The organism is Dankookia sp. P2, from assembly GCF_050632255.1.
GTDB lineage: Bacteria > Pseudomonadota > Alphaproteobacteria > Acetobacterales > Acetobacteraceae > Paracraurococcus.
The window spans coordinates 3,127,227-3,140,589 of the sequence record NZ_CP192581.1; the positions used below are offsets into that span (position 1 = coordinate 3,127,227).

Consider the following 13,363-nt stretch of genomic DNA (forward strand, 5'->3'; position numbering starts at 1 on the left):
CGCTGCCAGCCCACGCCGCCGACCCGCTGCCTCGCGCGGCGCCTGAAAGCGTTGGCCTGTCGCCTGAACGGCTCGCGCGGATCGGCGCCATTGTCGAAGCCGAGGTCCGTGAGGGCCGCATGCCGGGCGCGGTGGTCGCCATCGCGCGCCGCGGCAAGCTCGCCTTCTACGAGGCCTATGGCTTCCAGGATGGCGGCCGCACCAAGACGATGCCGCGCGAGGCCATCTTCCCGATCGCCAGCATGACCAAGATACTGGCCGGGGCGACGCTGATGTCTGTCCTCGAGGAGGGCAAGCTCTCGCTCTGGGATCCCGCCAGCCGGTTCTTTCCCGCTTTGGGAGAAATGCGGGTCGCGGTGGACGGCAATCCCGACAACACCGTGCCGGCGGCCCGACCGATCCGAGTAATCGACCTCGCCCGCCACACTTCGGGCATCGTCTACGGCAACCGCGGCACCACGCCGGCACACCAGCTCTGGCAGCGGAGCCTCGGCGGCTATGCGCGAATGAGCGGCGCCGACTTCATCGCCGCCATGGCGAAGCTGCCGCTGCTGCACCAGCCAGGCACCGTTTGGGAATACGGCCTCTCGATCGACGTGCTCGGCCTGATTGTCGAGGAACGTACCGACAAGTCGCTCGGCGAGGCGATGGCTGAACGTATTCCTGCGGCCGCTCGGCATGCAGGACACCGGCTTCGTCGTGCCGGAAGCGCAGCGCAGCCGCTACGCCACGCCGCTGCCGAAGGACCCGCTGTCGGGCCAGCCACAGGAGGTCCGCGTCGGCTTGGCCGCGCCGGGCTTCGAGGGTGGCGGCGGCCAAGCGGTCTCGACCGCGGCCGACTACATCCGCTTCGCGCAGATGCTGCTGAACGGCGGCACGCTGGAAGACAAGCGGGTGCTCTCGCGCAAGAGCGTCGAGGAGATGACGCGCGACCACCTCTCGGCCGACATCGCCAACAACGTGACACTCACGGAGCCGCACCTCACCAATTTCGGCTTCGGGGTCACCGTTGCGGTGCGGCGGGAGGGCGGGTCGGACGTGCTCGGCAGCCCCGGCATGTTCAGCTGGAACGGCGCCTACGGGACCTCCATGTGGGTTGACCCGAAGGAGGAACTCGCCGTCGTGTTCATGGCGAGCACACCGGGGCTGATCCGGCAGCACTACCGGCGCGTGGTGAATGCCCTGGTCTACGGCGCGATTGTCGACTGACGCCAGCGGCCGCGCGTGGCGATCACGCGCGGCCAGGTTGCGCGCTCTGCAGGGAGCCCTCGAAGCGGGTTGCCCACATCGAACGGAAAGTGACACCTGCCCGGTTTGGCCAATCGCCGGCCAAGCTCGCCGCGACATCGGCCACGACGCGCATCAGACTACGGCTGCGCCAGGCGACAGCGTTAGCGCATTCGAGCCAGGAGCGGGGCCATCGAGACGGCATCGAAGCCCCCCTTCTGCTCCAACGTGACGGCGCCCTCACGGCTGAACACGAGCACGGCAATCAGAGTGCTGGCCAGCGCGCCGCGGTGCCACAGGGCCACTCCCTCCCCGCCAGCGCGGGCGACAGCAACTGCTCGACCGCCACACCGTCCAGCAGATCAGGTAGTAGGACCCGGATCCGATTCAGTGCGTCCGGCGCCCGCCAGAGCAGCCGCGGCCGCGGCCGGTACATCCGCTCGCGCAGCAGCACCTGCAGCAGTCTCAGGCAGGCCCGCAGCAGTTCGGTTCCGTCGGCCGCGGGCTCAGCCGCCGCTGCTGGCTCCGCCGTCCCGCGTGCAAAGATATCGCGGCCGAGCCGCAACCGCCGCGCCAGCCAGTCCGCCACCCGCCGGCACAGATCGGCGGCCTCGCGCTCGGCTGCGGCGCTCTCCGCCGTGTCGGCCGGCAGCAGCAGGCGCGAGCGCAGCACCGGCATCCGGGCCTCCATGATGGTACACTCGGCCAAGCGCGACAGCGGCACCGCCCGGCGGGCAGTGGCGGCGTCCAGCACTGCGACGAACTGCGCGGCCAAGTCGGTGATCGAGAGCCGCGCCAAGTCGACCCGCTGCGCTCGGACGAGCTCGAGCAACAGGTCGAGCGGCCCCGCCCAGGCCTTCAAATGCAGCACCGGCACGCCGCTGTTACCGATCGCCGCCTGCGGCGCCCGATCTCATCCAGCTCAGGGATCATCATGAGTGGGACCTGACCGCGATCGAGAGGCCGGGCCAGCGGGTGCGGAGAGGTCAGTATGGCAGGCTAAGAGCGTCCAGTCGGCTGACCAGAAGCCCAACCAGAGCAGGCCCGGGTCGGGCGGCTGCAACCGGCCCCCTCCCGGCACCGTCAGCTCTACCAAGCCGCGCAGCGCCTGCGTGGTGCCCCGGTGGGCTCAGAGCCTAGGCGCGGCTCTCCGGATGCTCGGGTCCGAGCCGTAGCAGGGGGTGTCGGCACTGGTACCAGCCGGTGCGGGCAGAGGGCGAGGCCCGGCTGTTGGCGGCGCGCTCACTGGCGATGCGCTGCCGCGCCTCGACCGCATCGCGCAGCTGGCCGGTCAAGAAGTCTTTGGCCTTGCTGGCTGTGCGGCCGACGGGTGGCGGGTCATATCAGGGTAAGCCAATCCTCGACCCGCAATCCCTCGACCCGTCGGAACTTACCGAGATTGCCGGTAATCACGATTGAGGCCCCGACTGTGGGCATGGCCAGCGATGAGAGTATCAAAGGGTCCGATGAGCTGCCCGCGTGGCTTGAGGTCGGCGTAAATCTCTCCGGCATGGGCAGCAGCATTCTCGTCGAGGGCGAGGACCACGAGGTCCTGGCCGAACGGCTGGTGCGGGCGGTGGGCGATCCGCGTCGGGTGCCGCTCGGCACTGATCGCGGCTTCGACACCTCGGCGGACGGCGGCGGTATTACGCCGGACGTGGTCTGGGCCAAGCTCGGTAGCCTCGCCGAAGGTGCGCGGCTGCCTCCGCTCGGCTGTTTGCGGCGGCCAATTGAGGGCGCGTCGCATGTGCTGGACCTGCGGGGTGCGACGAGAACTCGACGCCCAGGCGGCAACGCCCGCACCGCCCGCGACGGAGAGGGCGGCGCCGACTTCCCCGGCGCGCCGGTCAGCCCTTCGCCAGCCCCACGTCCCGCAGCGCTTGGCCCATCGCCGCGTCCGAGCGGTCCATGAAGGCGGCGAAGCCGGCAGCATCGGCAAAGCTCACCCCGAAGCCGCGGGTCGCCATGAAGGCTTGGAACTCCTCCGAGCGATAGACACGGTCGAGCGCGGCGCCGAGGGTCTGCCTGACCTCCGCCGGCAGGCCGGGCGGGCCGGCGATGCCGCGCCAAAGCCCCGCCGCGTAGTCGATGCCGAGCGCCTCCTTCAGCGTCGGCACCTCGGGGAAGGCGGAGTTGCGCGCGCCAGCCATGACCGCGAGCGGGCGAGCCCGGCGAGCGTCGATCATGCCCTTTCCCTCCGGTAGGGAGCAGGCCGTGAGGTCGACGCCACCAGAGGCGAGTTCCTGCATCCCGAGCGCCGCGCCCTCGACCGGCACCCAGAGCACATGATCGGCCGGAAGGCCCATGGCGCGCAGCCAGCCGACAAAGGCCAGGTGCCAGCTGCCGCCGCGGCCGGAACCGGTGCCCTTGATCTTCCTCGGCGGGGCGGCGCGCAGCGCGTCGGCTAGGGCACGGATATCGCTATGCGGTGCGGCCGCATTGACCAGCACCGCCGCCGGATCCTGATTCAGCAGAGCGATCGGCGTGTAGCTGCGGGGGGTGAGCTCGGTCAGGCCCACCCAATGCATCATGGCGATCTCGAGGGTCAGCATGCCGATGGTGTGGCCATCGGGCGCCGCATTGGCGATCGCTGCATGGCCGACGACGCCGGAGCCGCCGGTGCGGTTCACCACGATGACGGGCTGGCCAAGATCGCGCTCGAGCAGGGAGCCGATCATGCGCGCGACGGCGTCGGTGCCACCACCGGCGGCCCAGGGCACCAGAAGCTGGATGGGCCGCGACGGGTAGCGTCCCTGGGCGGAGACCCGCAACGGGCGCAGCGCCAGGGCCAGAGCAGGCGCTGCAAGCAGGCTGCGGCGTTGGGCTCCAGACAGTCCTGAAGCCGGTCCCGCACTGGCCAAGGGTTGGCGTGGCCGGCCCTCGCGTGTCGGCATTCGTCCCTCCTCCTGAGCCGCCTTATGGCGCACCGCGGTGCGAGGCCGGATGTGGCGGCTGCTCCTGTTGTCCCAGGTAAAGTCAGCGCCGTACCGAAAGATGTGTCAAAGAAAATGCGGAAGCGGACCAGATCTGCCTGCCGGTCTCTTGCCGGAGAGGGACAGCCGGCGGCGCAATGGTCGCGGAGATCGGTGATGGCGAGGGCGGCGATGGAGGAACACGGGCGCGGACGTCTTTGCCTCCGCCAGCTCTGTTAACTTATGGTTGAAATAATCATCGAATATGCCGCGACATTGATGCGCGGACCCGACTCATGCACGCAACGCTATCCGACAGCGGCGACTTCGCCTTCCATGCTCTGTGTGGCCACCTTCCCACCGCGGCTTTGCAGATCGACGAGGAAGGCTGGGCGGACGTGCCTTATGTCCTTCGTGCGCTCAAGGCCGAGGGACACATTTTGTCCCGGTTTGCCTTCGAGCGTCTCGTCATGGCTGACCCGGCGGGACGCTTCCTTATCTCGGCCGACAGACACCGCGTCCGCGCCGTCCCGCCACGCGCAGACCAGACCGTAGCCTCCGATGGGATCGCGTCGGCTGAGTGATACCCGGGCTGGCCTGACTTTCGGACGCCGCAGCCTTCCGTGCCGTTGGACAGCCGACCCGCGGCGCATGACCAAGCCTTGCCGTCGCGCGCCGCATCGGACCCGCGGCCCGCGTGGTGGGGGAGGTCACCTCCGAGCTTTTCGATACCTGACTAGCATTAACGCTGCACTTTTGCTGACCTGACGCGTCGCTCACCCTTGCCTGGAGTGAGACGGTGAGTAGTGCATCAATCGAGACGACGCTGGATCGTGGGCGTCGTCGCTGCGGGGTGCCAAGGCGCGGATCCGTCCCTTGTTCACGCAAGACCGTGTGACGGCATCGGCTGGTGGGTTTCTCGATGGGCTGCTCGGTCCCGAGCGGCGCAAGGCCGGCGGGATGCGGGCTGAGGCGGCGGCCGACCCCGGGCCGTGGCGGCAACGGGCCATACTCGGCCGCTGGGAGGCGGACGCGCTGCGCGACATCGTGCGGGACTACGCGCTGGAGACGCTGGCCGACCCGGATGCGGTGCTGGTGGTCGACGAGACCGGCTTCCTCAAGCAGGGCAAGGCGTCGTGTAATGTCGGCCGGCAGTACACCGGTTCTGCGGGCAAGGTTACCAACTGCCAGATCGGCGTCTTTGCGACTTACGTATCGCGCCGTGGCCATGCCTTCATCGACCGCGCCCTCTACCTGCCCAAGACCTGGACCGACGCTCCGGCTCGCCTGATGGCGGCACATGTTCCGCTCGAGGCGGGCTTCGCCACCAAGCCGCGGCTGGCCAGGCGCATGGTCGAGCACGCGATGGCGGCCGGGGTACCCTTCGCCCGGGTGGCGGGTGACAGCGTCTACGGTGTGGGCGAGATCGAGATGGCTCTACGCCGCGCGGGCAATGGCTACGTGCTGGGCGTCGACTCCACGCAGGGCTTCAACTCCTGGATCGGCAAGCCGGAGATCGCCGGGACCGCCGAAGAAATCGCCAATGACCTAGACCCCGCCGCTTGGCAGCGCCTGTCCGCGGGCGAGGGGCACAAAGGGACGCGGCTCTTCGACTGGACCTACCTTGCGCTAGCCGACCTGGACGCGGACGAATACTGGGCCGGCGCAACCGGCATCTGGACACGCGGCCTGCTGATCCGACGCAACCTCGCCGATGGCGAGTGCGCCTACTTCACCACCTAGTGCCCGGCCGGCACCACGATCGGGACGCTGGTCGCGGTCGAAGGCCAGCGCTGAACCATTGAGGATGCGTTCGAGACGGCGAAGAACGAACTTGGCCTCGACCACAACGAGGCCCGCTCGTGGCACGGCTGGCACCGCCACGTCTCGATGGTCATGCTGGCCCTCGCCATGCAGGCGGCTATCCGCCACAAGGCCAACGCGCCGCCCCCAAAGCCCTGATCGACCTGAACTGGACGCGCCGGACCTCATCCGCTGGTCGGTCCAGGAAATCCGTCGCATCGCCACCCGCCTCGCGCAGCGCCGCATCCAGCCAGCGCGCGTCTTCGCCTAGTCACTCTGGCGACGCGCCCGCCGAGCCGCCTCGCACCGCTCACACCTGAAGCGGAAAATGCAGCGGTAGTGCTAGATCCCGCGCGCCCCGTGTGCGCACCGCCGGCCCCGCTTTGGCTGCCGTCGCGGCACCTTCAGCCCCTCGCGCCGTCAGATGCGCTCCACCCGCCTGGCGTTCACCCGCCAGCCCGCGGCCCGCAACAGCGCGGTGATCCGACGGTAGCCAAAGCGGCCATACTTGGTCGCCAGGGCTACGACGGCCTCGATCCGTGCAGTCTCGTCAGACCGCACTGCCTGCGCCTTCCGCTGCGTTGGGCGTGGCTGACCCAGCGTGCGGCAGGCGCGACGCTTGGACGCCCCGAGCACCGACCGACATGTCGCGCGCCAGCATGGCGGCGCTCGGGGCCTAGAAGTTTCTCTCCGCAGCCTCTTTGAAAATCTGCTTGTCGAGCGTCAGCTCCGCCACCGCCCGCTTCAGCCGCGCATTCTCGCGCTCGAAGTCCTTCAGCCGACGCGCCTGATCAACCTTCAGGCTGCCCGCCAGCGATAGAACGTCGCTTCCGGTACTTCGAGCCGGCGGCAACATCTCCCCTACCGTCCGGCCCTGCGCCAACTCCACCTCAGCCTGCCGCAATAGCCCGATGATCTGCTCCTCCGTGTGACGCTTCCTCGGCATCCCTGCCTCCTTCCAAGGAGGCCAACCCTCTCATCACAGGCGGACACCAGGCAGGGGAAAGGTCAGGACGCTCGCTCCAGCGAAACCCAACTGCTTTCGGTGAGGGAGAATGGCATTGGGGTTGGTCGAGTGCGGAACGACAACCATCGAGCAATCCAGAGATGAAAGCAATCAATCCGGTGCCGCGCGTCGAGAGCATACGCGGACATTAGCACCCGATGAATTTCGCCAGTGCGCGGCCACAGTGGGTCCACCAGCGTTTTGAAAAGCCGATCCGGCTGCGCGGTATGCTCCGTGCGCGTCCAGGCAGCGCCACGCCGTCCGCCGCGGGCGGCTGCAAGCCCGCCAGCAGCGGCACCGGTGTTCCAGTCCTGAAATGGGCGGCGGAGTCCGGCTCCAATCGGATGATGACGCTAGGTCGGCTCGCCCCAGCGCCCGTTGCCAGAATTCAAGTAATTCAGGAGCTGCTGTACCCCAATGCCTCGCTCGTGCGTTGGCGCGCTATGATCCTGCGCAGCCCTGAGAACGGTACCCGCCTTCTCATTTCCCAGCCCTCCCACGCCCTGCTCTCCGGCCAGATGATGGCCGCCTGGGGTGCCGCCGGCTTCGCGCGGCCACGACCCGGCGCCCGAGGTGATCCTCGCCGCCGAACAGCACGACATCGCTTGGCTGTCGTGGGAGACCGCCCCTACCCTCGACCGCGAGACGGGCCTGCCCCACCCCTTCACCAGGCTCGGCCCGGTGGTCCATGCCCCCATGTGGGCGCGGGGCGTGGAGATCGCCCGTGCTGCCTATGGCCTCTGGCCCGCTCTGCTCATCTCCTTGCACGGCACGCGGGTCTACACGGAATATATGGACCCGGAGAGCCTGCCGCCCGAGGACCATGCCGCGATCGACCGCAACAACGCCAAGGAGGCCGCGCTCCAGGCGGACTGGATCGCAAAGCTCGGCGTTTCCCGCGAGCAGGTCGAACGGAACTCCGCCCTCGTCGCGGTGACCGACGCCCTTTCCCTAGCCCTCTGCTTTGCCGATCCGGACAAGGCTGGGGAGGCGCCAATGGAGGATGGAAGCACCCGGAAGATGAAGCTTGTGCGACAGGGAGCATCTAGCTGGTCGCTCGACCCATGGCCCTTCCGCAGCAGCACACTGACGGTGCAGTGCGAGACGATTCGTCTTCCGGATGAAACTCGCTGGACGGACGAGGAGGCGATGCGCCGCGATCTGCGCAACGCAGCCTGGAGCACGCTGGCCGAGACCCTGACCCCTGCCTGACGCATCAGATGGTCGCCGTAACCACCGGCATCGCTCCCGCCTGGGCCACAATCTGCCGCGCCCGATCCGCCCGTCTCCATGTCTGCTTTCGAGCTTTCGACGGGGTGCTGTCTATGGCCTAGGATGGGAGCATAGCCGCCAGGATCGAAGCTGGCTGAGTCCCGCGATTTCGTGTCTGGCGTACATCACCCCCTGCGGTTCACCGGACTTATAGGTGAAGAGCAGAGGACGTGACCTTTCCAGGGGCACGACCAGCCCCCTGGGAAGCTCGGGCGACGCACCCACATCCGCGGGGATGGCCGCCCTCCCGCTCGACATCTCCCGTATCTACCTCGAGCCCGCCATCGAGCAGCATGCCCGCGGGCGAGAGATCCTTGCCCGTTTTCCGCAGGCCGAGCGCATTCCAGTCGCGTCCCATTGGCGGATCCCCGAGCTGCGGGAAGGCGATCCCGGCGACTATCTCGCCGCCAAGCGGCAGTCCCTGGTGCTCGGCGTAAAAAGGGTCTGGCCTTCCGGCTCAACGGGCGCAGCGCGGATTTCATCGCGCCCTCCTCCTCGAACGGCTGCGCCATGGCCTGCGCCTACTGCTACGTCGCCCGGCGCAAAGGGCACGCGAACCCCGTCAGTGTCTTCGTCAATATCGAGGCGATCCTAGCTGCGACGGCCCGACACGCTACCCGACAAGGTCCGAAGACGGCGCCGAACCAGGTGGACCCGCGATCCTGGGTCTATGACCTCGGCGAGAACGGCGACCTCTCCGTCGATGCCGCCATCTCCGATAACGTGCGGGACCTCGTCGCGCTGTTCCGCACCCTGCCCGACGCGAAGGGCAGCTTCGCAACGAAATGGGTGAACCCCGATCTTCTGGGCTACGATCCGCAGGGCCGCACGCGCATCCGCATGTCCCTCATGCCGCCCGCCCTGGCGAAGCTGCTGGACGTGCGCACCTCCCCCGTGGCGGAGCGCATCGCCGCCATCCCGGAGCTCCACCGCGCCGGCTACGAGGTTCACCTGAACTTCTCCCCCGTCGTGCTGCACGAGGGGTGGGAGGTGGAGTGGGGCGCCCTGTTCGAGATGCTCGACGACCTGCTGCCCGCCGCCGTAAAGGACCAGCTGGCCGCCGAGATCATCATGCTCACCCACAACCGGGACCTGCACGAGGTCAACCTCGCCTGGCATCCGAAGGCCGAGGACCTGCTCTGGCGCCCGGACATCCAGGAGGAGAAGGTCTCCGAGAGCGGCGGCGTGAACCTGCGCTACCGCACGGGGTGGAAAGGCCGCTGGCTGCAGCGCTTCAAGGACCTGCTGGCCGCCCGCATGCCCTATTGCCGGGTCCGCTATGCCTTTTGACGTGCTGCAGGCCCCGGCCCGCCCGCATCCCCTCTGGAGGCCAAGGCACCTGCTGGTCACCCCATCCGCCCTCGCCTGGCCGCAGGGCGCGGCCATGGCGGAACGGGCCGCGGCGCTCGGGGCGGAGGTGGTGCGGCTGAAGGCCGACCGTCTGGTCAGCCTGCCCGAAACCTATCGCGACGCCAAGACGACGATGGCCGTCGTCGTCGCCTCCCCCAGCCGCCGCAGGCCGCAGCCCATCCCGCCCAGCGCCGACTGGCGCTTCGACCTGGCCGAGGGCTGTCCGGCCCATTGCGCCTATTGCTACCTCGCGGGGTCGCTGGCCGGCCCGCCGATCATCCGCGCCTATGCCAACCTGCCGGAAATCCTGGCGGCCCTCCCGCCATTGCTGGGCCAGGGCCAGGTCACCTCCCGCAACGCCGCCCGCGCGGCGGAGGGGACGACCTTCGAGGGCTCCTGCTACACCGACCCCCTGGGCATCGAGCACATCACCGGCAGCCTGGCCGAGACGATCCGCTTCTTCGGCGCCTGGGATGCGGCGGTGCAGCTCCGCTTCACCACGAAGTACGACGCCACCGGCCCGCTGCTGGACCTGCCGCACGGGCGCCGCACGCGCATCCGCTTCTCCGTCAACGCGCGCGGGGCGGAGCGTTTCGAGGGCGGGGCGCCGCGCATGCGGAACCGCCTACAGGCCCTGCGGCAGGCCGCCATGGCGGGCTACCGCATCGGCCTGACCGTCGCGCCCATCCTGAACCTGCCGGATTGGCGGGAGGCCTACGACACCCTGCTGGCGGATTGCGCGACCGCCCTGGCCGGCGTGCCGGATCCCGACCTGACCGTGGAGCTCATCACCCACCGCTTCACCGAGGGCTCGCGGGAGGTGCTCCAGGGCTGGTATCCCGGCAGCGGGCTGGAGATGGACCCGGCGCAGCGCAGCCGGAAGCTCACCAAGGTCGGCACCGGCAAGTATGTCTTCCCGAAGGCGCTGATGGCCGAGTTGCGCTCGGGCCTGGAAGCAAGCGTGGCCCGACACCTGCCGCAGGCGCGGGTGCTCTACTTCACCTGACGCCGGGCGAAGGGCCGCGGGAGCGGCGCCGCCGCGCCCTGCCACGCATGCCCGCGTCGCCATCGCCGGACCCGGCGGGCCGGATGCGCGGAAGGCCTTGCCATCGCCCGAGGCCCCACGGGCCGAAACTCGCCTGAGCGAAGGCCTTGTTGTCGCTGATGCGCCGGTGACGCGGCTGCAGGTGGCAGCAGGAGGACCCAGCGCATGCCGGACGCGATCATCGAGCCTCCCCATCCGACCGCCGCCTGGGTGGCCGCCCGCCGGCAGGCGTTCCGCGAAGTGGTGGCGGCCTTCGACGCCGCAAGGCCGGTCCTGATCCTCGGCCACCACGATGCGGACGGGCTTTCCTCGGCGGCCATCCTGTTCCGGGCGCTCGAGCGCAGCGGGCGACGCGCCAGGGTCCGGCTCCTTGGCCGCGGCGAGAATGCCTGGTCCCCGGAGATGGTGTCGGAGCTTCGCGCGCAGGACATCGGCGGCCTGATCCTGGCCGATCTCGGAACCCGCGCCGAGCCGCTGGCTCCCGGCGTGGCCACCGTGCTGCTGGACCACCATGTGCCGACCGGCGTCCCACAGGCGGCGTTGCTGGTCAGCGGCCACGGCCTGCGCCCGACGCCCACCACCTCGCTTCTGGCCTGGTGGTGCGCTGGTGGGTTGGCGGAGGTGGACGACCTGCTCTGGCTCGCGGCACTCGGCATCATCGGCGACATGGAGGAGGCAGCCGGCTTCCCGGAACTTGCAGCGGCCCGCGAACGCTGGGGCATCACCGCGCTGCGGCGTGCCGTCTCCCTCCTCAACGCCCCGCGGCGGGCGAGTGCCGGCGATGCCGCTCCGGCGCTCGCGCTGCTGCTGAGGGCGGATGGGCCCAAGTCGGTGTTGTCGGGCGAATATCCGGAAACCGCGTTGCTGCAGGCGGCCAAGGCCGAGGTGCAGGAGGCCTTGACCGAGGGCCGCCGCGTCGCCCCGCAGATCCGCGGCGACGTGGCGCTGATTCCCCTCCACTCCGCCTGCCAAATCCACCCGCTGATTGCGCAGCAGTGGAAGGGGCGATTGAAGGACAAGGTCGTGATTGCCGCCAATACGGGCTACCGCTCGGGCTGGGTGCACTTCGCCGCACGCGCCGGGCAGGGCACCGACCTGATTGCCTTCCTTCGCCGGCACCGGCCGGACGGCGCCGACCACGTGCAATATGGCAATGGCCATCCCCAGGCCTCGGGCGGCGCGCTGCCGCCCGAGGCCTGGAACCGCTTCGTGGCCGGTCTTGGCTTCGGCGCCGAAGGGCAGGTTCCGGCATGAGCGCGCGCCGCCGGCGAGGCCTCGCCCTCCCCGCGGCGAGGCCGCTTCGCCTGGGCTTTCCGGTCAAGCTGATGGGCGACCCGGGGATCAAGAGCAACGACACCCGGCGCTGGCAGCAGAGCCCCCATCTGAAGGTCTCGCTGGAGCACATGGACCGGGCGCTGGATTACCTCGACCGCCACGACATCCGCATGTACCGCATGTCCTCCGACCTGGCGCCTTATGCCACGCATCCCGACATGCCCCAGTTCCACTCCATGGTGCGCGACAGCGATGCCGAGTTGCGGGCCCTCGGCACCAAGGCGAAGGCGCTGGATATCCGCCTGAGTTTTCATCCCTCGCAATTCGTGGTGCTGAACAGCCCTGACCCGACGCTGGTGGAGAAAAGCATCTGGGATCTGAGCTCCCAGGCGGAGATGCTGGACCGCATGGAGCTCGGGCCCGAGGCCGTCATGGTGATCCATGTCGGCGGTACCTATGGCGACCGCGAAGCCGCCAACGCACGCTGGGTGGAAACCTGGGACAACAAGCTGCCGGAGCACGTACGGCGCCGTCTGGTGCTGGAGCATGACGACCTACGCTTCTCCGTCTCGGACATCCTGTGGATTTATGAACGGACGGGCGTGCGGCTGGTCTTCGATCACCAACACTTCTGGTGCCTGAACCCGTCTGGGCTCGACATGCGGGATGCGCTCAGGAAGGTGCTGCGGACCTGGCCCGAGGGCCAGCGGCCAAAGGTGCATTTCTCCTCGCCGCGCACGGAAATGCGGGAGATCAAGCGGAAGGAAAAGGGGACGCGCAAGCTGAAGTCCGTGCTGGTGGCGCCAGTGAACACGGGCCACGCCGATTTCTGCAATCCGTTCGAGTTCATCACCTTCATGCGGATCGCGGAGGGGCTCGACTTCGACGTGATGCTGGAGGCGAAGGTGAAGGATTTAGCGCTGATCCGCCTGCGGCCAGACCTGCTGCGCTATGCTCCGGACGTGGCGCAGCGCTTTGGGCTGGAGGAGTCCAAGGCGTCAACGCTGGAAGCGGAGGAGCAGGAACTTCTTGCGGAGGAAGGGAGCGGGCAAATGGCAGGTCACAGCGAAAACTGAAGGTACTTGACGGTGTGAACCATCATGGGCTGGCGGTTGGAACAGTGCATGGTGAGCGAAGGTCAGATTTCGGTAGTGGATTTCGACGCTTCGGCCGAGATGGTGCGCCATGCGAGGGAACGGATCGCCGGGCCAAGTCGAGGTTCGGCAGATGCGCCTCGAGCGTTAGGTTTGACACGGTGGGCTCGATGGGATCTGGACGTGCGCGTCCCTGCTGCATGTATCATCGGCCGAGTTCCCCAACCTCGCCCGGCGCCTTGCGGTCGCGCTGCGCGCCGGACGGGTCATCTACATGCCTTGCAAGCTCCGAACCGGCGAGCGCATATCCGGAGATCGCTTTTTCCCGACCATGATGAGGAAAGTCCGCGTGCTACGCTGCGCGACATCTGGCCTCATG

The 13,363-nt window shown here is 68.6% G+C and carries 10 protein-coding genes and 4 pseudogenes; 10 read left to right on the forward strand and 4 right to left on the reverse strand.

Annotated features, from left to right (window positions below; genetic code table 11):
• Nucleotides 1-119: 119 nt before the first annotated feature.
• A pseudogene (locus tag ACQ86J_RS18545) lies at nucleotides 120-599 on the forward strand (serine hydrolase domain-containing protein); the annotation flags it as partial.
• 79 nt (nucleotides 600-678) lie between these two features.
• A complete protein-coding gene (locus tag ACQ86J_RS18550) occupies nucleotides 679-1,209 on the forward strand; it encodes a serine hydrolase domain-containing protein (RefSeq protein WP_431272228.1) in 531 nt (176 codons plus the stop codon).
• Between the two features lie 283 nt (nucleotides 1,210-1,492).
• On the opposite strand, the gene ACQ86J_RS18555 is transcribed toward ACQ86J_RS18550, so the two are convergent.
• Complete coding sequence (locus ACQ86J_RS18555) at nucleotides 1,493-2,104, reverse strand: hypothetical protein (RefSeq protein WP_431272229.1); 612 nt, start codon at nucleotides 2,102-2,104, stop codon at nucleotides 1,493-1,495.
• A gap of 259 nt (nucleotides 2,105-2,363) precedes the next feature.
• Nucleotides 2,364-2,522, reverse strand: a complete 159-nt coding sequence (locus tag ACQ86J_RS18560; RefSeq protein WP_431272230.1) for a hypothetical protein — start codon at nucleotides 2,520-2,522, stop codon at nucleotides 2,364-2,366.
• A 215-nt stretch (nucleotides 2,523-2,737) separates the two neighbouring features.
• Between ACQ86J_RS18560 and ACQ86J_RS18565 the strand changes: the two genes are divergently transcribed.
• On the forward strand, nucleotides 2,738-3,139 hold the full coding sequence (locus ACQ86J_RS18565; protein ID WP_431272231.1) for a hypothetical protein: 402 nt from the start codon (nucleotides 2,738-2,740) through the stop codon (nucleotides 3,137-3,139).
• Here ACQ86J_RS18565 and ACQ86J_RS18570 read toward each other — a convergent pair.
• Nucleotides 3,075-3,998 (reverse strand): tripartite tricarboxylate transporter substrate binding protein, encoded by a 924-nt coding sequence (locus tag ACQ86J_RS18570; RefSeq protein WP_431272232.1) that lies wholly within the window; start codon nucleotides 3,996-3,998, stop codon nucleotides 3,075-3,077. The genes ACQ86J_RS18565 and ACQ86J_RS18570 overlap by 65 nt on opposite strands.
• 940 nt (nucleotides 3,999-4,938) lie before the next feature.
• Here ACQ86J_RS18570 and ACQ86J_RS18575 point away from each other — a divergent pair.
• Nucleotides 4,939-6,095 (forward strand): annotated as a pseudogene (locus ACQ86J_RS18575) (IS701 family transposase); the annotation flags it as partial.
• Nucleotides 6,096-6,365: 270 nt separating this feature from the next.
• Here ACQ86J_RS18575 and ACQ86J_RS18580 read toward each other — a convergent pair.
• Nucleotides 6,366-6,888, reverse strand: a pseudogene (locus ACQ86J_RS18580) (transposase); the annotation flags it as partial.
• 503 nt (nucleotides 6,889-7,391) lie between these two features.
• On the opposite strand from ACQ86J_RS18580, the pseudogene ACQ86J_RS18585 reads away from it, so the two are divergent.
• The 6 genes and pseudogenes from ACQ86J_RS18585 to uvsE form a co-directional block, all read left to right on the forward strand.
• Nucleotides 7,392-7,457 (forward strand): annotated as a pseudogene (locus tag ACQ86J_RS18585) (hypothetical protein); the annotation flags it as partial.
• Nucleotides 7,458-7,521: 64 nt separating this feature from the next.
• Nucleotides 7,522-8,160, forward strand: coding sequence for a DUF3891 family protein (locus ACQ86J_RS18590; RefSeq protein WP_431272233.1), 639 nt, complete (start codon nucleotides 7,522-7,524; stop codon nucleotides 8,158-8,160).
• A gap of 417 nt (nucleotides 8,161-8,577) precedes the next feature.
• Nucleotides 8,578-9,510, forward strand: a complete 933-nt coding sequence (locus ACQ86J_RS18595) for a spore photoproduct lyase family protein (RefSeq protein ID WP_431272234.1) — start codon at nucleotides 8,578-8,580, stop codon at nucleotides 9,508-9,510.
• A 1-nt stretch (nucleotide 9,511) separates the two neighbouring features.
• On the forward strand, nucleotides 9,512-10,576 hold the full coding sequence (locus ACQ86J_RS18600) for a radical SAM protein (protein WP_431272235.1): 1,065 nt from the start codon (nucleotides 9,512-9,514) through the stop codon (nucleotides 10,574-10,576).
• A gap of 204 nt (nucleotides 10,577-10,780) precedes the next feature.
• A complete protein-coding gene (locus ACQ86J_RS18605; protein WP_431272236.1) occupies nucleotides 10,781-11,869 on the forward strand; it encodes a hypothetical protein in 1,089 nt (362 codons plus the stop codon).
• A complete protein-coding gene (gene uvsE, locus ACQ86J_RS18610; RefSeq protein WP_431272237.1) occupies nucleotides 11,866-12,966 on the forward strand; it encodes a UV DNA damage repair endonuclease UvsE in 1,101 nt (366 codons plus the stop codon). The genes ACQ86J_RS18605 and uvsE overlap by 4 nt, the downstream gene beginning before the upstream one ends.
• Nucleotides 12,967-13,363: the final 397 nt, after the last annotated feature.